Genomic DNA, 23,219 nt, shown 5'->3' on the forward strand with positions numbered 1-23,219 from the left:
GGGGGGGCGGCCCCCGGCGGCCCCGCGCGGGCGGGGCCGCCCGCGCGCCCGGCGGGGGGGGGGGGGGGGGTGGGGTGGGTGGGTGGTCATGCTCGGCGCCCATCGGGCACGCCGGGCGGCCCGCATCCCTCGCTCTGCACAACGGCGGACGCCTGAGTCGCCCCATCCCGTGCACAACGGCGGATGCGGCGGGCGACACGCCGGGCCCGGGGGTGTGGATACGGGGTGTCGCGCTCGTTGTTCCGCCGTTGTGCGGGTGGGGTCCGGGCCGCGTGCCCGTTCTCACCCATGGCCCGGGCGGGGCCCACCGAGGGTCGGGCCTGCCCCATCCCGTGCACAACGGCGGATGGGGCGGGCGACACGCCGGGGCTGAGGGTGTGGATGCGGGGTGTCGGGCGCTTCGGTCCGCCGTTGTGCAGCCGCCGCCAGTACCCCGGCCCGACGCCACTCCGCCCCGGCCCGACCCCACCCCGCACCCGCACCCGCAGGCGGGTCAGGCGCCGAGGACCCAGCCGCCGACGAGCTCGGAGCTGAAGGGCACGGAGTAGGCCATGAGGGCGCCGGCCTGCGCGTCGCGGAAGATGCGCTGGATGGGGGAGGCCACGAGGTATCCGCCGCCACCGCCGACCCGCACCGCGAGCGCGGCGGCGCGCTTGGCGACCTCGTTCGCGAGCATCTTGGTCTCGGTCGCGGCGGGCATGGACTCGGGCGAGCGCTGGTCGGCGAGCCAGGCGGTGCGCTCGGCCATGAGCTTGGCGGCAGTCACCTCGGCCCACGCGAGTCCGGTCTCCTGCTTGACCCACGACACGTCGGCCAGGCTCGTGCCGCCCTTGCTGCGGTTCGCCGTGGTCGACAGGGCGTCGATCGCCGACTCGGCGATGCCGATCGAGAGGAACGCGAAGCCGACGGTGATGAGGTTGGCGTACTCGGGTGCGGGCGGGCCGGTGAGGCGCGAGCGCAGCAGCGGCGTGCCGTCGAACAGGATGGTGCGGCTGCGCGTCGCGCGCATGCCCATCGTCTCGTCGATCGGAGGGAACGAGACGGTGTCGTCGATCGTCACGCCGAAGAACGCCGGGCCGCCGTCGACGCGGGCGTTGAGGAAGAGGTGATCGGCGGCCTCGGATCCCGAGACGAAGAGCTTGCGACCGGTGAGCGCCCAGTCGTCGCCGACGACGTCGGCATCCTGCTGCGACGCGAGGAAGTGGTTGCCGCCTGCGGGCTCCGAGAGGGCGTTCGCGAACCGCTTGCCGGCGGCCAGCTCGGCGGCGAAGAACGCGGCCTGCTCGTCGTTCGAGAGGGTGACGAGCGCGTGCGCGGCGCCCAGGTGCATGAGCCACACCGTCGCCACGGCGGGGTGGGATGCCGCGAGCGTGCGCACGATCGCGCCCAGCGTGGCGTACGAGAGCGCTTCGCCCCCGTGCTCGCGCGGCAGGAACGCGACGTCGAGGCCCGAGGAGTTCAGCTCGCGCAGGTGCTCGATGGGCAGTCGCGCCGCGGCATCGTCGGCGGCGACGGTCTCACCGAATCGGGATGCGAGGGCGGTGACGGTGTCGACCCAGTGCTGCTCGGAGGTGGGAACGGCGACGGACGAGGGGCGGCTGAGCATGGCGGGTCTTTCGGTCGGGGACGAAGGAGCGGGGACGAAGGGGCGGGGACGAAGGAGGAGGGCGGGTCAGGCGAAGCTCAGGCGGCTGGCCTGGCGACGCAGCTGCGCGCGCGAGGTCAGCACGAGCACGATCAGGGTCACGACGTAGGGGAGCGTCTGGTAGACCTCGCTCGGCAGCTGGATGCTGGTGGACTGCGAGAGCAGCGAGAAGCTCTGCAGGAAGCCGAACAGCACGGCGCCCAGGGCGATGCCGATGGGTGTCATGCGCCCCATGATGACGATCGCGAGCACGATGTAGCCGCGGCCGGCCGTCATGTTGGGCGTGAACGAACCGATGACGCCGAGCGAGATGACGGCGCCGGCGAGACCCGCCAGCGCGCCGCCGATGATGAGGGCACGTGCTCCGACCGCACGGGGGCGGACGCCGCGCAGGGCGGCGGAGGTCGGGTCGGCGCCGACGGCGCGCACCTGCAGGCCGAAGCGCGTGAACCGCATGACCGCCCACGCGGCGACCAGCAGAAGCACGGTGCCGTAGACGAGCGGGCTCTGTCCGAACAGCATCGGTCCGATCAGCGGGATGTCGGTGAGCGGGCCCATGTCGAGGCGGGCGATGGTCGGGACGCTGACGTTCGTCGTGCCGGCGGGAACCCACAGCTGGTAGAGGTAGGTCGACAAGCCCAGCCCGAGCATCGTGATCGCGAGGCCCACGACGATCTCGTTGGCCTTCAGCGCGTAGACGAGCACGTTCATCAGCAGCGCCAGCAGGATGCCGGTCACGACCGCCGCCAGCAGGCCCGCGTACGGCCCGAAGAAGCTGCCGGCGAACACCCCCGAGAAGGCTCCGAGGATCATCATGCCCTCGATGCCGAGGTTGAGGCGGCCCGCGCGCTCGACGAAGCCCTCACCGAGGCCGGCGATCACCAGCGGGGTCGCCAGCGCGAGCGCCCCGGCGAGGATCGAGGCCCAGAGTTCGATGCTCATCGGGTGGTCTCCGTGTCGGTGGTGGCCGGTTCGAGCGCGGGTTCGCCCGATGCTGCGGTGGCGTCGGCGATCTCACTCGGAGCGAACGCACCGTCGTCGGGGGCCGGCGCGGGAGCCGGATGCGCGGGGGCCACGAGACCCGGCCGCGAGGCGGCGATGACGGCGACGCCCAGCAGCAGCACTCCCTTGATGACATCGGAGATGGAGGAGGGGATGGTGCCGGTGGCGGACTGCATGCCGACCGCGCCCACGGTGAGAGCCGAGAAGAAGACCGCGGCCGCCGCGATGCCGACCGGCAGCAGCCCGCCGAGCAGCGCCACGGCGAGTCCCGAGAAGCCGACGCCGCCCGACACCGAGCCGAGGAGCCGCTCGTTGACGCCGGCGATCTGCATCCAGCCGACGACGCCGGCGCCCGCGCCGGAGACGAGCATGGTGCCGTACAGGGTGCGGGTGCGCGTGGCACCCAGACGCAGGGCGAGGGCGGGGCGCTCGGCGAAGACGGCCACGCGGGTGGCCTGCGAGGTGCGACGCCACCACTCGAACACGACGACGGCCACGATGACCAGCAGCACGCCGATGTGGGCGCGGGTGCCGGGGATGAGGGCGGGCAGCGACGCGGCCTCCGGCAGGCGTTCGCTCTGCGGCGTGGCGGTGTCGTCGGGGCTCGCGAGCCAGGTGCGCAGCGTGAAGCCGAGGATGCCGATGGCGACGTAGTTGAGCAGCAGCGTCGAGAGGATCACGTTGACGCGCCAGCGGGAGGCGAGCCAGGCGGGGATCAGCGCGAACGCGGCACCGCCGACGGCCCCCGCGATCATCCCGACGACCCAGTACAGCGGCGCGGGCGCGGCGTCGCCGGTGAGGTCTCGGAGACCGAGGACGGCGGCGGTGGCGAGGATGGCGCCGATCGTCACCTGGCCCTCGGCGCCCACCGAGAACACGCCGGCGCGGAGGGCCGGGATGAGGGTGAGTGCGACGATCGCGATGGGGACAGCTCCGACGAGCAGCTCGCCCACGCGGTAGGGCGAGCTCGAGACGCCCTCGACGAGTCCGCGGAGTCCTGTGAGCGGGTCGGCGCCGGCGAACAGGATGAGGGCGGTGGCGACCAGCAGCACCGCCGCGACGACGGCGCCGGTGAGCACCAGACTGCGGACGCGGGCCGACATCACACGCCGCCGTCGGCGTGGTCGTGGCCGCAGGCGTCGACGGGCCCGGGCAGGAGCACCTCGACGAACCGCTGGGTGGCGGCGTCGATGAGCCCGAGTTCGGTGAGCCCCAGGTCGGGAACGGCGTAGAGGCCCACGAACGACAGGATGATGTACGGCGAGGGGATGCGGCATCCCAGCGCGTGCGTGGCCGCGTGGCCTGCGGCCAGCGCCGCCGCGGTCTCCTCGAACGGGGCGGCGCTCATCATGCCGCCCACCGGCAGCGGCACGCGCCCGACGACCTCGCCGTCGGCGACCGTGACGAAACCGCCCCCCATCCGCCCCAGTTCTTCGACGGCGAGGCGCATGGACGCGTCGTCGGCGCCCACGACCGAGATGTTCATGTTGGGGCAGTTCATGGTGATCGCGATCGCCCCGCGTCGCAGGCCGAAGCCCCGCACGAATCCGATGCCGGCGAGACCCTCGCCGTGGTGGCGGTCGATGACCGCGATCTTCAGGACGTCCTGCGCGGGGTCGGCGGCCACCTCGCCGTCGACGACCGGGAGGGTCGCCGTGAAGGCGCGCTTGAAGTACCCGTTGTACATCTCCATCGCCCGCACCTGCACGGTCGCGGCGTCGTCGGGTGCCGAGACGCGCAGCAGGTCGGGCGCCTGCACGTCGGGGAGGTGGACGGTGCCGTAGACCCAGTCGGGCAGCTCGTCCGTGTTCGCGAACAGGGCGGCGCCGTCGCGCGCGACGACCTCGCCGGCGACGATCACGACGGAGGGGCGCACCTCGGCGAGGTCGGGGATGATCTGGAGGTCGGCCAGGCGCGACGGGGCGAGGACGCCGACCGCCTGATCGAGCCGGTAGTAGTGCGCGGGCTGCGTCGTGGCCATGCGGTAGGCGAGCTGCGGGTCGATCCCGAAGCGGATCGCCTGGCGCACGTGGTGGTCGATGTGGCCCTGGGTGCTCAGGTCGTGGGCGTGCTTGTCGTCGGCGCAGAAGCTGAGGTGTCGCAGAGCCGGGGCGATCGCGTCGAGGTCGGCGAAGAGCGGCACGGTGTTGTCGGTCAGGGACGAGCCCATCACGGTGATCATGGCGCCCAGTCGCGTGCGCTCCAGGACCTCCTCGACGGTCGCGGCGTTGTGATCGTCGCTGATGCCGGCGGCCAGGTACCCCCACAGCGTCTCGTGCGTCTGCGCGGCGGTGTGCCCGGTGATCCGCCGGCCGGCCACGAGCGCCTCGCGGAAGCGTCCCGTCGAGATCTCGCCGAAGTCGAACGGGTTGGTCTCGCCGAGCGTGACGGTGACGTCGTCGTGCAGTCGGGCGCGCACGACGTCCTCGGGGATGACGGCGCCGCCGCGCTCCAGGTCGAATGAGCCCGGGGTCGTCGGCGACACCTGCTGGAACACGTGCAGCGGGGTGTCGGTGCGCAGCAGCACGTCCATGCCCGCGGCCCCCCACACGTTCGCCGAACCGTTCGGGTCGGTCAGCACGGTCGTCGTGCCGCGGGCCACGGACAGGCGGGCGAGCTCGCCGGGGGTGAGGTTGGTGTACTCGATGTGCAGGTGGGTGTCGATGAAGCCGGGCACGACGTGCGAGCCGCGGGCGTCGATCTCGGTGCTCGCCTCGGCGACGTGATCCCAGGGGGTGAGGGCGGCGATGTGGCGGCCGGCGATCAGCACGTCGCGCTCGAGCCACTCCTCGGTGCCGGGCGACTGCACCAGGCCGCCGCGGACGATGACGTCGGGACGTACGTGGCCGGCGGCCACGGCGCGCAACCGCACGAGCTCGGCCGTGGTGGGCAGCAGTTCGGTCAGTTCGGTCATGACGCCTCCTCGGCGTTCGCGTCGAGTCCCGCCATGGCCGCGCCGACGCGCGTGGTGGTGGCCTGGGCTGCGGGCAGGTCGGCGACGATGCGCCCGGAGAACATCACGAGGACACGGTCGGCGAGCCCGCGGATCTCCTCGAGGTCGTGCGAGGCCACGAGCACGGCGGCGCCGGCTTCGGCGGCCGCGATCAACCGGTCGCGGATGGCCTGCGCGGCACGCAGGTCGAGTCCCTGCGTGGGGCCGTACGCCAGCACCGCGCGCGGTGCGCCGCCGCCGGGGCCGGTGGGACCCAGTTCGCGCGAGACGAGGAGCTTCTGCTGGTTGCCGCCCGAGAGGCCGCCGGCGGCGAGGGCGGGGACGGGCGGGCGCACGTCGAAGTCGCGCAGATGATCGGCGGCGCCGCCGCGGACGGCGCGCCGCTCGGCACGCGTCGACCGTGTGCCACGGGCGGCGGCGTACAGCGACAGGGTGTCGCCGAGCGTGAGGGTGGGCACGAGCGCGTCGGAGCGCTCCTCGGGGATCCAGGCGACGCCCCCGCGCAGCAGATCGACGGCGGTGGGGGCGGTGCTGCCCTCGAACTCGAGGTGGCCGGATGTGGGTGCTCGGAGCCCCGCGAGGACGTCGACGAGCGTGTTCTGCCCGCTGCCCGCGACGCCCGCGACGCCGACGATCTCGCCGGCGCGGAGGGTGAGCGAGAGCTCGGCGAGCGCCGCATCCGTCTCGGCGTCGGCGCTGACGGCGTGCGCGCTGAGGACCGGAGACCCCGGCGTGCGCGGCGCTCGGGGAGCGGGGTCGGGAAGGTCGCCGACCATGAGGCGGGCGATCTCGGCGGGGGAGAGTCCGCGCGCGTCGCCGTGGTGCACGCGGCGTCCGTGCGAGAGCACCGTCACTTCGTCCGCGACGGCGCGGACCTCGTCGAGACGGTGGGTGATGAGGACGACCGCGGTGCCGCTCTCGCAGAGCGCGCGCAGATGGGCGAACAGGCCGCCGACCTCGAGCGGACCGAGACTCGCGGTCGGCTCGTCCAGGATCAGGGTGGTCGCGCCTTCGGCCAGCGCGACGACGATCTCGCCGAGCTGGCGGTGCGCCTGGCTGAGGCGCGCCGTGGGGACGTCGAGATCGACCGAGACGCCCGCGCGGGCCAGGGTGTCGACCAGCAGGGCGCGGGCCGTGCGTCGTCGGGCGATGCGGCGCTCGCCGACCAGCAGCAGGTTCTCGACCAGGGTCAGCTCGCCCACCAGGCTGAGCTGCTGCGGCACCATGTTGATGCCGCGCGTCTTCCCGTCGGCGCGGTCGCGGGGTGCGTAGGGGGTGCCGTCCAGCGTCATCGTGCCGCGGCCGGCCGGTTCGATGCCCGCGAGGATCTTCGCGAGCGTCGACTTGCCTGCTCCGTTCTCGCCCACGAGGGCATGCACCGTGCCGGGACGCACGACGATGTCGACGTCGTCGAGGGCCCGCACGGCGCCGAAGGTCTTGGAGACCGACCGGGCGACGAGCGCCCGGTCGGTCTCGGAAGCAGAGAAGCTCATCAGGAGATGGTGACACTTCCGTCTGCGAGGCCGGCGATCAGCTCGTCGACCTTGGCGGCGACGTCGGCGGGCACGGCGCCGTCGACGTCGTTGATCTCCTGGAAGACGATGCCGCCGTTGGCCAGCGTCGAGGTGACGCCCTTGCCGCCGAACTCGCCATCGGCGACCTCTTCGACCCAGGCCTTCACGATCGGGTACATGTCGATGTCGACCGTCGAGACGTTCGTCGCGAGCGCCTCGGCACCCGCGGCCGGCGAGACGCCGATCGAGAGCACGCCGGCCTCGGCGGCGGCGGCGCCGACACCCGCGGCGATGCCGTCACCGGTCGTGTAGACGAGCTGCGCGCCCTGGTCGATCAGACCCGTCGTGGCGGATGCGGCGGCCTCGGCGTCGTCGAAGCTGCCGGCGTAGACGACGGGCAGGAGCGACGCGGCCGGGTTCGCGGCCGCGACACCCTGCTGGAAGAACTCGTCGGTGGCGACGACGAAGTCGAGCTCCATGCTCTCGACGCGACCGATGGGGGTGGCGCCGGTGAGGCCCGCGATGTAGCCCGAGAGGTAGCCGACCTGCGAGGAGTCGTAGGTCCAGGTCTCGACGTTGTCGGTGTAGCGGTCGAGGATGTCGAGGCCGCCCGACGCGGTGAACGCGGTGTCGGGGAAGTCCTCGGCGACCGAGAAGATCGCGTCACCGAGCTCGATGCCGTGGCCGATGACGAGGTCGAAGCCCTGGCTGGCGAAGTCGGCGGCGACCGGCTCGCTCGTGGCGGGGTCGGCCATCTGCTCGCGCAGCTCGTACTCGATGAGGCCTTCTTCTTCGAGCTGGGCGAGGGCGTCGGCGAGCGACTGGTTGAACGCGCCGTCGTTGGCGTTGCCGGGCGTGAGGGCGCCGACGCGGACGACGTCGTCGCTGGTGACGGTCTCCGAGGTCTCGGAGACGGAGACGGAGCAGCCGGCGAGGGCGATCGCGGCGGTGGCGGCCACGGTTGCGGCGAGGAGAGGGCGGGTGCGCATGGGGTGGGTCCTTTCGGGGCGTGCTGTGGATGGGGTTTTGCGGGGGAAGTCAGGGGCCGGTCACGGTGAAGCCGGGGGCGAGGGTCGCGCCGACGAAGGCGTCGCTGCCGGGCGAGTAGTGCCCGACCACCGCACCGGTCGCGCGGTCGAAGCAGGGGTCGAGTCGCACGGTGGCGGGCGCCGCATCCGGGTGCAGGTCGGCGTCGGCGACGCAGACGACGGCGGTGCCGTGCAGGTCGCGGGCCGTGCCGGTGGCGGGCAGACGCCCCTGCCGGTCGAGGCCCACGAGCGCCGCCGTGGCGAGGAAGCCCCGCAGCTGGGTGTCGTCGGCGCAGAGCGCGGGCGTCTTGGTGCAGCCCGACACCCACGAGACCGTGCCGTCGTCCGCCACGCGCACGGTGCTGTCCTGCGTGCCGAGCGCCGCGTCGCCCTGCCCGAGCACCTCGATGCGCACCCGGAACGTGTCGTCGTCGCGCGACACGGCGATGTGCTCGGTGTACAGCGGTTCGGACTTCATCCCGGTGGCCTCGTACGCGGCCGGCCAGGATGCGACGACCGTGGCGAGCTCGACACGGTCGTCGGTCGCCCACGCCGATGCGGAGACGGCCGTCGCCAGCGCGATCGCCCCCGCGCCGCAGGCGGCGAGGGCGATCAGCTGGCGACGGCGACGGATCATGCGGGAACGACCGCCGTGTGCTCGGCGAGGTCGGCACGGAGGGCGGCCTTCGTGTCGGCATCGGCGAAGGAGGCCTCGATCGACCGGGCGGCGAAGCCGACGAGGTCGTCGTAGGTGAAGCCGAACTGCTCCGCGGCGACCGCCCAGTCCGACTCGAGCGTCGATCCGAGCGGCGCCGGGTCGTCGGTGTTGAGGGTGACCGGGACACCGGCGTCGAGCAGCCGGCGGAGCGGGTGCTGCTCCCAGCTGGGGTAGATGCCGAGGGTGACGTTGGAGCGGGGGCACACGCCGAGGCTGATGTCGTCGGCGATGAGACGTTCGATGAGGGCGGGGTCCTCGATCGCGCGCACCCCGTGGTCGATGCGTTCGGCCTGCAGCAGGTCGATGGCGTCCCAGACGCCCTCGGGCCCGCTCGACTCGCCGGCGTGGACGGTGCGGCGGAGGCCGGCGCGCGCGGCGGCGGCGAAGGCGTGCTGGAACTTCTCGCCGGTGCGACCGGTGACCTTCTCGTCGCCGTCGACCGACAGTGCGACGACGCGGCGCGGGCGGGCGGAGACGAGGCCCGCGACCGCGGCCTCGGCCTCGGCGGCGCTCTGGTTGCGCAGCAGCGAGTACGCCATGCCCACCCGGCACAGGCCGTCCTGGTCGGCCTCGTCGAAGCCGGCCGCGAGCGCGTCGAAGAGGGCGAGGTCGCGCCCGCGCCAGGCGTTCCAGTGCGTGGGATTGACGATCACGTCGCTGTAGCGGATGCCGGAGGCGCTCTGGCGTGCCGCGAAGGCGTAGGCCACCCGGGCGGCCTGCGCCGGGGTGCGCACGAGACCGCACTGCCAGTCGAGGAAGCGCAGGAAGCCCGAGAGGCCGGCGGAACCGGCGCCGGCGCCTCCGCCGGTCGTGACGTCGGGGGCGTCGAAGCCGGTGTGGGTGGAGATGTCGAAGAGCGTCGCGGCCGGGCCCGGGAGGGCGACCGCGTTCTCCTTCGCCAGCGTCAGCAGGTCGAGCAGGGAGAACGTGCCCTCGAGGTGGACGTGGACTTCAGCCTTCGGCAGCGCGCGGATCGCTTCCTCGTCGATCCGAGCGGTGGCGGGGGAGTACGGCATGGGGCCCTTTCGAAAGCGGGTGGGTTGCTCAGGAACCGTATCGGCCCGACGGCACTTGTTGACAAGTTGACGACAGGTCGTTCGGTGCTTGTAACACCCGCGTAACTGCTGCCGCTGATTCTCGGGGATTCACGCGTTACGGTGAAAGTCGAGACGTAGCACTTGTTCACAAGGGGAGACGATGGCGCACGAGCTGACAGAAGACGACCTCGGATTCCTGCGCGAGAGCATCGCCGTGGCCGAGCGCGCTCGCGCGAGCGGCACGCATCCCTTCGGCTCGATCGTGGTGAGCGCGGCGGGCGAGATCGTCGCGTCGTGCGGCAACAACTCGCTCCCGCCCGAGGGGGATCCCACCCAGCACGCCGAGCTGCAGGCCGTCGCCGCCGCCTTCCGGGTGCTCGGGGCGGACGGCATGGCGGGTTCCACGCTCTTCACGAGCGCAGAGCCGTGCGCGATGTGCGCGGGTGCGGCGTACTGGTGCGGCATCGACCGCGTCGTCTACGCCCTCTCCGAGCACCGGCTGCTGGGGCTCACGGGCGACCACCCCGAGAACCCCACCTTCTCGCTGCCGTGCCGTGAGGTCTTCGCCCGCGGGCAGCGCCCCATCGAGGTCGTCGGCCCGCTGCTGGAGGACGAGGCCGCCCTCGCCCACGTCGGATTCTGGGCCTGACGCCGTCCGGCCGTCGTCGAACGGAGCGGACGGGAGGAGGATGGAGGGCGTGAGTACGCCGCTGCCCGACCTGACCCAGATCCCCGACCCCGTTCTCGTGATGTCGGAAGACGGCTTCCGCATCGCGACGTACTCCTGGGGTGATGACGCCGACCCCACCGCGCTGCTCGTGCACGGGTTCGCCTCGAGCACGCGCGACAACTGGGTGAACACGGGATGGGTGCGCGATCTGCTGCGCGCCGGCTACCGCGTGCTCGCCGTCGACCAGCGCGGCCACGGCGCCAGCGACAAGCCGCACGAGGCGCGCGACTACGGGCTCCGCGCCATGGCGCGCGACGTCGAAGCGGTGCTGGACACCTACCTGATCGACACCGCCGTCTACGTCGGGTACTCGCTCGGCGCCCGCGTGGGCTGGGAGGTCGCGCTCGATCTGACCGACCGCCTCGAGCGGGTGATCCTCGGCGGCGTGCCCGACGGCATCCCGCTCAGCCGTCTCGACATCGATCAGGCGCGCGCCTATCTGACCGAGGGGGTTCCGGTCACCGATCGCGTCACCCAGAACTACATCCAGCTGGTGGAGCGGGTACCGGGCAACGACCCGCTGGCCCTCGTCGCGATCGCCGAGGGGATGCGGGCGTCAGGGGCCTCCGACCCGGACCCCGACCGCGCGCCCGCGCAGCCGATCCTGTTCGCCACCGGCTCGCTCGACGCCGTCATCGACGGGTCGAAGGCGCTCGCCGCCGCCTGCCCCGAGGGCCGCTTCTTCGAGATCCCCGGCCGCCACCACTTCAACGCCCCCGGGTCGCGCGACTTCCGACGCGAAGGACTCGCCTTCCTCCAGGACGCCCCGGCCTGAGCCCCCGGCGGCGCAAGCCCCGGAGCCGTTTCCGGGCCGGGCTGGCAGGCTCGGGGGATGACTTCCGCCTCGGACCCCACCTCGTACGACCTCGATGCGCTCCGGGATCGCGTGTGCCACGAGCGCGGCGGCGAGGTCGATGCGAGCATCCCGCAGCTGGCCGACGCCGACCCCGACCTCTGCGGCATCGCGCTCGCCCTGCCCGACGGCTCGATCCGCGCCAGCGCCCAGGCGGACGCGGCGTTCAGCGTGCAGTCCGCAGTGAAGCCCTTCCTCTTCGCCCTGGCGTTGCTCGACACCGACGGGGAGGCACTCGATCGCATCGGCATCGAGCCGACCGGTGAGGCCTTCGACGCGATCAAGCTCGAGACCGGCACCGGCCGCCCGCCGAACCCCATGGTCAACGCGGGCGCACTGTTGACCGCGGCGCTGGTCGACGGCGACGACGTCGACGCCCGCAACGCCCGCATCCACGAGGGGCTCTCGTCCTTCGCGGGGCGCGAGCTCACCGTCGACGAGGACGTCGCCGCGAGCGAGCACCTGCTGGGCGACCGCAACCACGCCCTCGCGCACCTCATGCGCGCCGAGGGCACGCTGCGCGTCGGCGCCGACGATGCGGTGGCCGTCTACGCCCGAGCCTGCGCGACGCTCGTGGATGCCGAGGCGCTCGCCGTCATGGGGGCGACCCTCGCCCTCGGCGGCCGCAATCCCGTGACCGGTGTGCAGGTCGTGCCGGCCTCGATCGCCCGCGACGTGGTGTCGGTCATGGCGACCTGCGGCGTCTACGACGGATCGGGGCGATGGATGCGGGGCGTCGGCATCCCGGCGAAGTCGGGCGTCTCGGGGGCGATCGTGCTCTCCGCGCCCGGTGCGCTGGGAGCGGCGGTCATCAGCCCGCCGCTCGACGAGCAGGGCACGAGCGTGCGCGGACGCGTGGCGGCCGAGGCGCTGAGCGCCGACCTCGGCCTGCACGTCTTCGCCGCGGATCGCGGCTGAGCCCGGAGGCGTCGGCTCAGACCCCGCCCCACGGCGGGCGCACCGTGCGCACCAGCGAGTACGACACGATGTCGGGGTCGTGGTACTCGACGCTGTGCATGAGGCGGCGCCCGCTCGCCCCGATGCCCACGATCTCGAACGTCATGACGGGGGTGCCCGCCGGGCGTTCGAAAAGCTCGGCCAGCGTGTCGTCGAGGGTGGCGACGCCCGGGGTCGAGACCTCCCAGATCACGGGTTCGCCCCAGACGCGGGCCGCGGCCGTGAAGACCGACTCATCCGCATCCATCGGGGTGTCGGGTGCGTCCAGCGGCAGCAGGTCGTCGGCAATCATCGCGACGGCGCCGTCCGCGCGCCAGCGTTTGCGCACGACGTAGGCGGGCATCTCGGCGGGTAGCTCCATGACGGCGCCGGCGTCGGGGCCGAGCACCGTCCGCTCCGACGAGAGGGTCTGCACCTGGGACTGGTAGCCCAGGCGGTCCAGCAGCTCGGCGTGCTCGAACTGCTCCTCCAGCCGCACGCTCAGCCGCAGGGCGATGGGGTCGACGGTGGTGACCGACCCCTGCCGGCGGCGCACGATGCCCTGGGCTTCGAGGCTCGACATGGCGTTGCGCAGTTGCTGGCGTGTGCAGTCGAGCCGGGCGGTGAGCTCGAGCTCACCGGGCAGCGGCGTGCGGCTCTCGGCCGCTTCGCGCACGAACCGCAGCAGCTCGTGCAGCACGCGCAGGTGCGCCCGGTCGCCGAGCGGCCGGGGCAGGGGCAGGTATGTCACGGGCGAACCCTTCTCGACGCGAGCGCGGCTGCACCCATCATGGCTCAGACGGATTCCGGGGATGTGTCGTTCTCGGTCACATCGAGGATCGGGATGCCGCTCGACCCGGGATGCGGGCGCCTCACCAGGGTGGGCGCGAGGATCTCCTCGAGGACGATCTCGACGACGTAGTGCGTCTCGCCGTGGAGCAGGTGCCCGACCGCGCCGAGCCCCGAACGGTCCTTCGCGCCCAGTGCGACGTGCACGTGCACGACGGGCTCGCCGTCGGCGCCGCGGGTGATGGTGCCCGAGCCCACGCCCTCGGTGTAGAAGATCTCGACCGATTCCGGCAGGGGCAGCTCGGGGTCGGCCGGCACCGTGTCGGAGGCGATGAGACGTGCGTTGCGCAGCGCACCGCTGAAGGTCGTGATGGCGGCCTGCGCCACGTCGTGGCGGCGGCTCGCCTCGGCCAGCGACGACAGCACCTCGTCACCGGGTTCCAAGATGACGACGATCCGTCGCCCCGGGGTCGCTTCGGCTGTGCGCATGGTGCTCCGATCTCACGCGGCGGCGTGGGGGTGGGGTGTGCGGGCCTGAACCCGCTTGTCGATAAGCGAGTGCTGTTCGGCTGACGACCGAACCGGTTCCAGCATCGCTGAACCCCGCATTTCAGGCGAATGCTCCGTGTTTCAGTCCGGTAAATATTCCGCCGGATGACGCCACTTGTTGATTTGTGGCGTGTCGCCGCGGGTATGGTGGCGATCCGGACAGCGTTGCCCCCCGACGACCGTCGTCCCCTTCCCCACCTTCGTCCCCGCGAGGAGTCCTCCGTGCCCGCGATCCTGCAGAACCTCACCGGCCTCACCGTCTGGGACGGCGAGAGCGACCGCGGTGCCGCCACGCTCAGCTGGGAGGGCGACCGCATCACCGCGGTGACGCCCGCCGATGCCGCGTCGGAGTCCGAGTTCAGCATCATCCCCGGGCTGATCGACACTCACGTGCACCTCGATTCGTCCGCCGGCGCCGCGCCCGCCGACTGGCTGACCTGGCCGCTCATCACCCCCGAGTCGGAGCGCTCGCTCCACGTCGTCGCCCACGCCCGGCACGCGGCCGCCGCCGGTGTCACGACGCTGCGCGACCTGTCGGGCAGCGACGTGCAGTTCTCGGCCGCCCGTGCCCTCGACGCCGGCCTCATCCCCGGACCGCGTCTGCGCGTGCACGGCGCGGTGGGCATGACCGCCGGTCACGGCGACCTCTTCGTGCCGCCGCACTACCCGCACCGTGCGCCCGTGGCCGACTCGCCCGACGAGTGCCGCAAGCTCGTGCGCCGCTGGGCGCGCTCCGGTGCCGACGGCATCAAGATCTTCACGAGCGGCGGCGTGCTGTCGATGGGCGACAAGGTGGGCTGGCGCAACCAGACCCCGCAGGAGATCGCGGCGACCGTCGACGAGGCCCACGCGCTGGGGATGCTGGTGGCCGCGCACACCCACACCGCGGAGGGCGTCGACATCGCGCTCGAGTTCGAGGTCGACTCGATCGAGCACGGCACCGGCATCCAGGAGCGCCACTGGGAGACCCTGCTCGAGCGGAACCTCCCCGTCGCGCCGACCCTGCTCATCAACGACGCGATCGCGGAGCGCCGGTTCCCGGTCAGCGACGACGCCGCCGAGAAGGGCCGCGCCGTCGTCACCGAGCGCGACGAGAACTTCGCCGGGGCCGCTGCCGCCGGCATCCGTTTCGTGCTCGGCACGGACGCGAACGGCGTCATGGTGCGCTTCGGTGACCAGCTCGAGGAGCTGCGCCTCATGAAGCGCTCGTTCGGATGGAGCGCCGAGCGGGCGCTCCGCGCCGGAACCTCGGATGCGGCCGACGCCATCGGGCTCACCGCCACGGTCGGGCGGCTGCAGCCGGGCCGCGGTGCCGATTTCGTCGTCGTGCGGGGCAAGCCCTGGCAGGACATCGACACCTTGACCACCGAGAACATCGTCGCTGTCGTCGCGCGCGGTGAGCTCGTCACCGGCGCACTGCCGGCCTGAACTCCCCCCATGCTCCACAGCCCCTGTCCTCGCACGAAGGAGACCCAGTGATCACCTCACGTACTCGCGGAGCCCGGCGCATCGCCGTTCCGCTGACCGCGGCAGCCGCCGTGGTCGCCCTCGCCGGCTGTTCCGCGGGCGCCGCCGAGTCGGCCGCCACCCCCGGCGCCGACGTCGCGCAGAACATCGTGTTCGCGCTGAAGGAAGATCCCACCTGCCTCGACCCGCAGCAGACGTCGGTCACGACGTCGCTGATCGTCGGCCGTCAGCTGACCGACTCGCTGCTCGACCAGAACCCCGACACGGGCGAGATCGTGCCGTGGCTCGCCACCTCGTGGGAGGCCGCGGACGACCTGACGTCGTACACGTTCACCCTGCGCGACGACGTCACCTTCAGCGACGGCACGCCGCTCACCTCCGAGGTCGTCGCCGCCAACTTCGACGCCATCTCGGCGCTCGGCGCATCGGCATCCCTCGCCAACGGCTACCTCGCCGGCTACGCGGGCACGGATGTCACCAGCGACACCGAGTTCACGGTCAACTTCTCGGCCCCGAACGTGCAGTTCCAGCAGGGCGCCACCACGATGTCGCTCGGCATCCTGTCGGCGGAGACCGTCGCCGCCACCGGCGAGGACCGCTGCCAGTCGATCGTCGGCACCGGCCCCTTCGTGCTCGAGTCCTACGTGCCCAACGACGCCGTCGAGATCGTCGGCCGTGAGGGCTACGACTGGGCGTCCGAGCTGCGCGGGCACCAGGGGGACGCCTACCTGACCTCGGTGTCGTTCCCGATCATCGCCGAGGCGAGCGTGCGCACCGGCGGCCTCGAGTCCGGCGAGTACGACGTCATCCAGGACGTGCCCTACATCGACGAGTCGCGCTTCTCGGGCGACGCGTACCACCTGTACGCCAAGCCCAACCCGGGTGTGCCGAACTCGCTCATCGCCAACACCTCGTCGGGCGTCCTCGCCGACGAGGCCGTGCGTCAGGCCATCAGCAAGGGTCTCGACCGCGACCAGATCAACGTCGTCGCGGGCTCGCTCAGCGGCCAGGCGCCCACGAGCGTCCTCACCTCGTCGACCCCCGGCTACACCGATCTCGGCGACACCCTCGCCTACGACCCCGACGGCGCCACCGAGCTGCTCGAGGCCGACGGCTGGACCCTCGGCTCCGACGGCATCTACGAGAAGGACGGCCAGCGACTGAGCGTCACCGTCACCGCCTTCTACGCGCAGGACGTGCTCGAAGCCGCCCAGATCGAGCTCAAGAAGGTCGGCATCGACCTGCAGCTCAACATGGTCGCCTCGGGTGACTTCTTCGGCACGATCGCCTCGGGCGACTACGAGCTGCTCGGCGCCGGCCTGACCCGCACCGACCCCGACGTGCTGCGCTCCCTGCTGTCGACGGCATCCCCGTCGCGCTGGGGCATCGTGGACGACGCCGAGCTCGAGGCCCTGCTCCAGGAGCAGGCGCAGACGGCGGATGCGGATGCGCGTCAGGACCTCGTCGACCAGATCCAGCAGATCGTCGCCGAGCGCGCCTACGTCATCCCGACGCTCGAGACCGTCCAGCTGCACGGCTCGCGCGCCGGCGTCGAGGGCATCACCTTCGACTCGGCCGCCCGCCTGCACCTGTACGACACCGCGGTCACCTCGGACTGATGGCGGCACCGGAGCAGCGCGTCGGATCGGACGCCGGAACACGTGCACGACGGATCGCCCGATTCCTGATCCCGAAGATCGCACAGTGCATCTTCGTGATCTGGGCGACCTACACCGTGGCGTTCCTGCTGATCAACGCGCTGCCCGGTGACCCCGTCCTCGCCGCGCTCTCCCTGCGCGGCGGGGACGCCACCTCCACCGACCCCGCCGCCCTCCAGGCGCTGCGCGAGCGGTACGGCCTCGACGGGCCGCTGTGGCAGCAGTACATCGTCAACTTCCTCGCGCTGTTCCGGGGCGACCTCGGCATCTCGATCGCCACCGGGCAGCCCGTGGTCGACATGATCGGCCGCGCGCTGCCGCACACCGCGGCGGTGGCGGTCTTCGCCCTCGTGCTGGGCTTCATCGGCGCGCTGGCGTTCACGGTCTGGGCCTACATCGCCCGGCCGGCCTGGGTGCGCAACGTCGTCACGCAGATCCCGCCGCTGGGCATCGCGATCCCCGCGTTCCTCAGCGGCCTGGTGCTCATCAGCGTGTTCTCGTTCGGATTCGGCTGGTTCCCCGCCTCCGGCACCAACGGCTTCGCCAGCATCGTGCTGCCGGGCATCACGCTGGCGCTGCCCACCGGCGCCATCTTCTTCCAGGTGTTCTCGGCCGCCGTGTTCGACGCCGGCGCGAGCCCCTTCGTCTTCACCGCCAACGCCAAGGGCCTCTCGCAGCGCACGGTCGTCGTCCGCCATGTGCTGCGCAACGCCCTGCTGCCCTCGATCACGATCATCGGCCTGCAGATCGGCTATCTCGCCGGCGGCACCGCCGTGGTCGAGACGGTCTTCTCGCGCGACGGCATCGGCCGGCTCACCGTCGATGCCGTGCTCGCCCGCGACACCAACGTGGTGATGGGCGTCGTCATCGTCGTCGCCACCGTCTACGCCGTCGTGACCCTCATCGTCGACGGTCTCTACGGCGTCATCGATCCGCGCACCCGAACGAGGCTGAGCGGACGAACGGAGGCGAAGCGATGAGCATCCTGCGCAAACCCGGTCTGCTGATCTCGCTGCTGTTCATCGCGGTCGTCGTCTTCGCGATGATCGCGCCCCAGCTCATCGCCCCCTACGACCCGTTCGACTCGGTCGGCACAGCGAGGCTCGCACCCCCGAGCCTCGAGCACCTGTTCGGCACCGACCACCTCGCCCGCGACGTCTTCTCGCGCGTGGTCTACGGTGCGCAGCTCTCGCTGTCGGCCGCGGCCCTCGCGGTCGTCGCCGGTGTGCTGATCGGCTCGATCGTCGGACTCGTGTGCGGCTACCTCGGCGGCCCCGTCGACTTCGTCGCGATGCGCTTCGTCGACGTGCTGATCGCCATCCCCGGCATCCTCCTCGCCCTCATCGTCGTCGCTTCGCTCGGCTTCGGACCGCTCTCGATCGCCCTCGGCGTCGGGCTCGGCACCGCCGGCGCCTTCGCCCGCGTCATGCGTGCTCAGGTGCTGCGGGTACGCAGCGAGGAGTACGTCGAGGCGGCGCGCACGCTCGGCGCCCGCGGCCCGGCGATCCTCGTGCGCCACGTGCTGCCCAACGCCGCGCGGCCGATCATCGCGATGGCCTCGCTCGAGCTCGCCCTCGCGATCCTGTCGGTGTCGGCGCTCAGCTTCCTCGGGTTCGGCGCCCAGCCGCCCGCTCCGGAGTGGGGTGCGCTCGTGTCGTCCGGGCGCGACTTCGTGGCCACCGCCCCGTGGCTCAGCCTGCTGCCCGGCGCCGTCATCCTGGCGGTGGTGCTGGCCGTCAACCGCGCGGCCCGTTGGATCGGAGGCGACCGATGACCGCTCTGCTGAAGGTCACCGACCTCCGCATCGACTACGGCACCGGCCGTAAGGCCCACCCCGCCGTCCGCGGCGTGGACCTCGAGGTCGGCCGCGGCGAGATCGTCGCCGTGGTCGGTGAATCGGGCTCGGGCAAGAGCACGATCGCCTCGGCGCTCGTGCGGCTCCTGCCCGTCGAGGCCCGCACGCGCTCCGGGGCCATCGTGTTCGACGGCTCCGACCTGCTGAAGACCCCGCAGGCGGCGCTGCGTCGTATCCGCGGCGGCCGGATCGGCTTCGTGCCGCAGGATCCCTCGCACAGCCTCAACCCGCTCATGCGCATCGGCGAGCAGATCGCCGAGACGCTGCGCCGTCACCGGCGGCTCGATCGGGCTGCCGCCGCCGCGCGCGCGGTCGAGATCCTCCGCGAGGTCGGCATCCCCGACCCCGAGTTGCGCGTCGGCCAGTACCCGCACGAGCTCTCCGGCGGGCTTCGCCAGCGTGTGCTGATCGGCATCGCGTGGGCCTGCGAGCCCGACCTGGTGATCGCGGACGAGCCCACCAGCGCACTGGACGCCACCGTGCAACGGCACGTGCTCGACCGGATGCAGTCGCTCGCGGCCGCCCACGGCACCGCCGTTCTGCTCGTCACGCACGACCTCGCGGTCGCGGCCGACCGAGCCGACCGCATCGTGGTCGTCGAGAAGGGCCTGATCGTGGAGACCGGCACCGCGGTCGACGTGCTCACGGCGCCCGCCCACCCGTACACCCGACGCCTCGTCGCCGCCGCTCCCGGGCTCAACAGCCGCCGGCTCACCCCGTCCGCCTCGGTCGTCGACCGGGTGCAGCTCGAGGCGGGGACCCCGCTCCTCGAAGTCTCGGGGCTCGGCAAGACCTACGGCGGCGGCATCCGCGCCGTCGACGCCGTCGAGTTCGCGGTGCCCCGCGGCACCACCTTCTCGCTCGTGGGCGAGTCGGGGTCGGGCAAGAGCACGACGGCCCGCATGGTGGCCCGCATCATCTCGGCAGACACCGGCAGCATCCACTTCGACGGCGCCGACATCACGGCGCTCCGCGGCGAGGCGCTCCGGCAGCTGCGCCGGCGCATCCAGGTGGTCTACCAGAACCCGTTCGGTTCGCTCGACCCGCGGATGTCGGTGGCCCGGCTGATCGCCGAGCCCCTCGCAGCCTTCGGCGTGGCCCGCGCCGAGCGCACCGGAATCGTCCGCGATCTGCTGTCGCAGGTGCGCCTCGCTCCCGAGCTGATCGAGCGGCGACCCGCGCAGCTCTCGGGTGGTCAGCGCCAGCGCGTGGCGATCGCCCGAGCCCTGGCGCTGCGTCCCGAGCTCGTCGTCCTCGACGAGCCGGTGTCGGCGCTCGATGTGTCGGTGCAGGAGCAGGTGCTGCAGCTGCTCGTCGATCTGCAGGCCGAGCACGGGTTGACGTACCTGTTCATCTCGCATGATCTCGGGGTCATCCGGCAGGTCTCGGACCGTGTCGCGGTGATGCGCGGCGGTCGGATCCTCGAGCAGGCGTCGGCCGAGCGCATCTTCAGCGACCCCGGTGACCCGTACACGCGCGAGCTGATCGGCGCGATCCCCGGCTCCCGCCGCGACTGAGTCGACGCTTGCAGGGGTGGGCGCACCCTGCGAGCTCTCGCCCACCGACCATGTCCCACTTTTCGGCCGGCATGTCCCACTTTTCCCCGCCTGGCGGCCGCTCAGGCGGGGAAAAGTGGGACATGGTCTGGGGTCAGACGATGCCGAGCCCCGTGAGCACGCGCCGGACGACGGCCGCGCTCTCGGCGACGACGTGCGCGATGATCCGCTCGCCCTTCTCGGCGGTCGCCGGACGTGGATCGCCGAACACCCCGGTCGGCGAGAGCGGGGCGAGTGCCATCTGGCGCAGCCCGAAGTCGGCCGGCAGCTCGGGGTAGGCCGGCGCCATCCGGTCGGTGTGCACGAGCGCGGGCGCGACCGCGAGCACCATCGAGGTCTCGAGCTCGTCGGCGTGACACAGCCCGGGTGCGGCCCAGGGCGACTCCTTCACCGCATCGCCGATCTCGACGAGGCCGGGGTAGTCGAGCACCACGACCGGCAGTCCGCCGCGGGCGGCCGAGGCTTCGGCGGCGCGCTGCAGTGGCAGGCGATTGCCGAAGTCGCCGTTCACCACGACGAGCAGGGCGTACCCGGCGCGCTCGAGCGATCCCGCGACGTCGCTGCACACGGCGGTGACGGTGTCGGCGCTGATCGACACGGTGCCGGGCAGCGCGTCGTTGCTCCATGTGTTGCCGAGCGGGATCGCGGGCAGCAGCGCGGCCTCGAGCACGTCGGCGAGGCCCCGCGCCACCGCATCCGCCTGCAGGGTGTCGGTCGCCAACGGCAGGTGCGGGCCGTGCTGTTCGAGCGCGCCGAACGGCAGGACGGCGATGCGGGAGCCCCCGGAGAGGAAGTCCCGCACCTCCTCCCAGGTGGCGGAGGCGAGCTCGATCACGCGGATCAGCGCAGCGAGGCGGCGGCCTGGCGCAGGGCGTCGGCCGAGCGGTGCAGCAGCTCGAGCTCGGTGTCGTCGAACGAGGTCTCGGGGATGGGCACGGCCCCCGAGGCGCTCACGATCGAGGGCACCGAGAGGGCGACGCCGTCGATGCCGTGGTAGTCGCTCAGCACCGTCGAGACCGGCATGACCGCGTGCTCGTCGCGCAGAATCGCCTCGACGATGCGGGCGCTCGAGAGGCCGATCGCGTAGTTCGTCGCGCCCTTGCCCTGGATGACCTTGTAGGCGGCGTCGCGCACGTCGATCGCGACCTGGTCGAGCTCGGCGACCGTCATCGGCTCCTTGCCGCCGGTCTTCCAGTCGAGGATGGGGACGGTGCCGATGGAGGCGCTCGACCACAGCGGGAACTCGGTGTCGCCGTGCTCGCCGGCGATGTAGGCGTGCACGCTCGAGGGCGAGACGCCGGCGCGCTGGGCGAGCTGCCAGCGCAGGCGCGACGTGTCGAGCACGGTGCCCGAGGCGAAGATGCGCTCGACCGGAAGGCCCGTGGCCTCCTGCGCCAGCACCGTGAGGACGTCGCACGGGTTGGTGACGATGACGTAGATCGCGTTCGGGGCGACCTCGAGCAGCTGCGGCATCATGTTCTTGATGATGTTGGCGTTGACGCCGGCCAGCTCGATGCGGGTCTGCCCCGGCTTCTGCTTGGCGCCGGCGGTGATCACCACGACGTGCGAGCCCTCGACGACCGAGATGTCGCTGCCGCCGATGATGTCGCTCGAACCGGTGAACTGCGCACCGTGCGCGAGGTCGAGCACCTCGGCCTCGGTCTTCTCGGTGGCGATGTCGTAGAGCGCGACGTGACGGGCCGAACCGCGGATGAGGGCGGCATAGGCCACGGAGGATCCGACGCTCCCCGCGCCGACGACAGTGAGTTTCGAGTTCTCGATCGCAGACATGGGTCCAGTCTGTCAGCGGCGCTCGCGCGGCGCGCGCATTTCTTCCGGGAGTAAGGGCTCGGCATCGCATCGGCATCCGCGCGCAGACGGCCCCGGCGGGGCGGGGCGGTCGTACCCTGAGTCCGGAGGGCGGATGCGGCATCCGTCCGGGACGGACGACGTCATGGAATTCGGTATCCACATCGCGGACTTCACCTGGAAGAGCGGTGCCGCGCAGCTCGGCCCCGCGCTGGCGGCGCATGTGCGGAACGCGGAGGCAGCCGGCATCCAGCGCATCACCGTCATGGACCACTTCTGGCAGCTGCCGGGCATCGGTCCGGTCGAGCACGAGATGCTCGAGGCGTACGCGACGCTCGGCTTCATCGCCGCCCACACCGAGAAGGCGCTGCTGCACACGCTGGTCACCGGAGTGATCTACCGGCACCCCTCGCTGCTGGCCAAGCAGATCTCGACGCTGAACGTCCTCTCGGGCGGCCGGGTGGGGCTCGGCATCGGAGCCGCCTGGAACGAGGAGGAGTGCCGCGGGCTCGGCTTCCCGTTCCCGCCGGTGGCGCAACGGTTCCGCGAGCTGGAGGAGACGCTGCAGATCTGCCTGCAGATGTGGTCGGACTCGGAAGAGCCGTACGAGGGAGCGATCTGGCAGCTCGAGCGCACGCTCAACTCGCCGCAGAACGTGACGAAGCCCTACCTGATGATCGGTGGCGGGGGAGAGAAGAAGACCCTCAAGCTCGTCGCCCAATACGCCGACGCGTGCAACCTCGGCGCGATGGAGGGGGTGCCGACGCACAAGCTCGACGTGCTGCGCGGTCACTGCGACGCGGCCGGCCGCGACTACGACGAGATCGAGAAGACCGCCATGATCGCGGTGAACCCGTCGTCGACCCCCGCGACGGTGGCGGCGACCGTCGACGAGTTGGCCGCGGCCGGCTTCACGGCGACCTACGTCTTCGCCGCCGGCATCGACGAGCCCTCTCGCGCGGTCGACCTGATCGCGGGAGCCGCCGCCCTCGTGCGCTGACCCTCTGCTGTGGTGGGGCGGAGGCGCGCGGCGGCGGGTGCGCGGCGGCGGGCGCGATCGATGCCCCCGCGGCAGGCGGCCGCGGCCGAGCGGAGGAGATACAGCGAGCGGAGGACGCAT

21 protein-coding genes are annotated in these 23,219 nt (G+C 72.2%); 9 read left to right on the forward strand and 12 right to left on the reverse strand.

Annotated elements, in window-relative coordinates:
• Window positions 1–493: 493 nt before the first annotated feature.
• The 8 genes from AB0N73_RS02325 to add form a co-directional block, all read right to left on the reverse strand.
• Window positions 494–1,606 (reverse strand): acyl-CoA dehydrogenase family protein, encoded by a 1,113-nt coding sequence (locus AB0N73_RS02325; RefSeq protein WP_363559952.1) that lies wholly within the window; start codon window positions 1,604–1,606, stop codon window positions 494–496.
• A gap of 66 nt (window positions 1,607–1,672) precedes the next feature.
• Window positions 1,673–2,587, reverse strand: a complete 915-nt coding sequence (locus tag AB0N73_RS02330; protein WP_363559954.1) for an ABC transporter permease — start codon at window positions 2,585–2,587, stop codon at window positions 1,673–1,675.
• A complete protein-coding gene (locus tag AB0N73_RS02335; RefSeq protein ID WP_363559956.1) occupies window positions 2,584–3,750 on the reverse strand; it encodes a hypothetical protein in 1,167 nt (388 codons plus the stop codon). Before AB0N73_RS02335 ends, AB0N73_RS02330 begins: the two co-directional genes overlap by 4 nt.
• Window positions 3,750–5,561 (reverse strand): adenine deaminase C-terminal domain-containing protein, encoded by a 1,812-nt coding sequence (locus tag AB0N73_RS02340; protein WP_363559958.1) that lies wholly within the window; start codon window positions 5,559–5,561, stop codon window positions 3,750–3,752. The genes AB0N73_RS02335 and AB0N73_RS02340 overlap by 1 nt, the downstream gene beginning before the upstream one ends.
• Window positions 5,558–7,093 carry an ATP-binding cassette domain-containing protein gene (locus AB0N73_RS02345; RefSeq protein WP_363559960.1) on the reverse strand — a complete coding sequence of 512 codons (1,536 nt, stop codon included), beginning with the start codon at window positions 7,091–7,093 and terminating at the stop codon, window positions 5,558–5,560. The genes AB0N73_RS02340 and AB0N73_RS02345 overlap by 4 nt, the downstream gene beginning before the upstream one ends.
• A complete protein-coding gene (locus tag AB0N73_RS02350; RefSeq protein WP_363559962.1) occupies window positions 7,093–8,103 on the reverse strand; it encodes a BMP family ABC transporter substrate-binding protein in 1,011 nt (336 codons plus the stop codon). The genes AB0N73_RS02345 and AB0N73_RS02350 overlap by 1 nt, the downstream gene beginning before the upstream one ends.
• A gap of 49 nt (window positions 8,104–8,152) precedes the next feature.
• The gene (locus tag AB0N73_RS02355; protein WP_363559964.1) at window positions 8,153–8,779 is read right to left on the reverse strand and encodes a hypothetical protein; all 627 of its coding nucleotides are present in this window, start codon (window positions 8,777–8,779) and stop codon (window positions 8,153–8,155) included.
• Window positions 8,776–9,876: an adenosine deaminase gene (add, locus tag AB0N73_RS02360; RefSeq protein ID WP_363559966.1), complete on the reverse strand. Its 1,101-nt coding sequence runs from the start codon at window positions 9,874–9,876 to the stop codon at window positions 8,776–8,778. Before add ends, AB0N73_RS02355 begins: the two co-directional genes overlap by 4 nt.
• Window positions 9,877–10,057: 181 nt before the next feature.
• Between add and AB0N73_RS02365 the strand changes: the two genes are divergently transcribed.
• Genes AB0N73_RS02365 through glsA form a run of 3 tightly spaced genes read left to right on the forward strand, consistent with a single transcriptional unit; the run spans window position 10,058 to window position 12,398 of the window.
• Window positions 10,058–10,546, forward strand: a complete 489-nt coding sequence (locus AB0N73_RS02365) for a nucleoside deaminase (RefSeq protein ID WP_363559968.1) — start codon at window positions 10,058–10,060, stop codon at window positions 10,544–10,546.
• A 49-nt stretch (window positions 10,547–10,595) separates the two neighbouring features.
• Window positions 10,596–11,402 carry an alpha/beta fold hydrolase gene (locus AB0N73_RS02370; protein WP_363559970.1) on the forward strand — a complete coding sequence of 269 codons (807 nt, stop codon included), beginning with the start codon at window positions 10,596–10,598 and terminating at the stop codon, window positions 11,400–11,402.
• Between the two features lie 57 nt (window positions 11,403–11,459).
• Window positions 11,460–12,398, forward strand: coding sequence for a glutaminase A (glsA, locus tag AB0N73_RS02375; RefSeq protein WP_363559972.1), 939 nt, complete (start codon window positions 11,460–11,462; stop codon window positions 12,396–12,398).
• Between the two features lie 16 nt (window positions 12,399–12,414).
• Here the strand turns inward: glsA and AB0N73_RS02380 are convergent, their stop codons facing one another.
• Together AB0N73_RS02380 and AB0N73_RS02385 are read right to left on the reverse strand one after the other, a co-directional pair.
• Complete coding sequence (locus AB0N73_RS02380; protein ID WP_363559974.1) at window positions 12,415–13,167, reverse strand: GntR family transcriptional regulator; 753 nt, start codon at window positions 13,165–13,167, stop codon at window positions 12,415–12,417.
• A gap of 44 nt (window positions 13,168–13,211) precedes the next feature.
• The gene (locus tag AB0N73_RS02385) at window positions 13,212–13,694 is read right to left on the reverse strand and encodes a PPC domain-containing DNA-binding protein (protein ID WP_363559976.1); all 483 of its coding nucleotides are present in this window, start codon (window positions 13,692–13,694) and stop codon (window positions 13,212–13,214) included.
• A 282-nt stretch (window positions 13,695–13,976) separates the two neighbouring features.
• Between AB0N73_RS02385 and AB0N73_RS02390 the strand changes: the two genes are divergently transcribed.
• The 5 genes from AB0N73_RS02390 to AB0N73_RS02410 are packed head-to-tail and all read left to right on the forward strand — an operon-like array spanning window position 13,977 to window position 20,251.
• Window positions 13,977–15,182 carry an amidohydrolase family protein gene (locus tag AB0N73_RS02390; protein WP_363559978.1) on the forward strand — a complete coding sequence of 402 codons (1,206 nt, stop codon included), beginning with the start codon at window positions 13,977–13,979 and terminating at the stop codon, window positions 15,180–15,182.
• Window positions 15,183–15,229: 47 nt separating this feature from the next.
• Window positions 15,230–16,840, forward strand: a complete 1,611-nt coding sequence (locus AB0N73_RS02395) for an ABC transporter substrate-binding protein (RefSeq protein WP_363559980.1) — start codon at window positions 15,230–15,232, stop codon at window positions 16,838–16,840.
• Window positions 16,840–17,859: an ABC transporter permease gene (locus AB0N73_RS02400; RefSeq protein ID WP_363559982.1), complete on the forward strand. Its 1,020-nt coding sequence runs from the start codon at window positions 16,840–16,842 to the stop codon at window positions 17,857–17,859. The genes AB0N73_RS02395 and AB0N73_RS02400 overlap by 1 nt, the downstream gene beginning before the upstream one ends.
• Window positions 17,856–18,653, forward strand: a complete 798-nt coding sequence (locus AB0N73_RS02405) for an ABC transporter permease (protein ID WP_363559984.1) — start codon at window positions 17,856–17,858, stop codon at window positions 18,651–18,653. Before AB0N73_RS02400 ends, AB0N73_RS02405 begins: the two co-directional genes overlap by 4 nt.
• The gene (locus AB0N73_RS02410; RefSeq protein WP_363559986.1) at window positions 18,650–20,251 is read left to right on the forward strand and encodes an ABC transporter ATP-binding protein; all 1,602 of its coding nucleotides are present in this window, start codon (window positions 18,650–18,652) and stop codon (window positions 20,249–20,251) included. The genes AB0N73_RS02405 and AB0N73_RS02410 overlap by 4 nt, the downstream gene beginning before the upstream one ends.
• Before the next feature lie 133 nt (window positions 20,252–20,384).
• Here AB0N73_RS02410 and AB0N73_RS02415 read toward each other — a convergent pair whose 3' ends face one another.
• Together AB0N73_RS02415 and AB0N73_RS02420 are read right to left on the reverse strand one after the other, a co-directional pair.
• Complete coding sequence (locus tag AB0N73_RS02415) at window positions 20,385–21,125, reverse strand: creatininase family protein (protein WP_363559988.1); 741 nt, start codon at window positions 21,123–21,125, stop codon at window positions 20,385–20,387.
• Window positions 21,126–21,130: 5 nt separating this feature from the next.
• On the reverse strand, window positions 21,131–22,081 hold the full coding sequence (locus tag AB0N73_RS02420; RefSeq protein ID WP_363559989.1) for an L-lactate dehydrogenase: 951 nt from the start codon (window positions 22,079–22,081) through the stop codon (window positions 21,131–21,133).
• A 163-nt stretch (window positions 22,082–22,244) separates the two neighbouring features.
• Here AB0N73_RS02420 and AB0N73_RS02425 point away from each other — a divergent pair, with 163 nt between their 5' ends.
• Window positions 22,245–23,099, forward strand: a complete 855-nt coding sequence (locus tag AB0N73_RS02425; protein WP_363559991.1) for an LLM class F420-dependent oxidoreductase — start codon at window positions 22,245–22,247, stop codon at window positions 23,097–23,099.
• Window positions 23,100–23,219: the final 120 nt, after the last annotated feature.

The sequence above is a fragment of the Microbacterium sp. NPDC089189 genome, from assembly GCF_040685095.1.
Classification (GTDB): Bacteria; Actinomycetota; Actinomycetes; order Actinomycetales; family Microbacteriaceae; genus Microbacterium.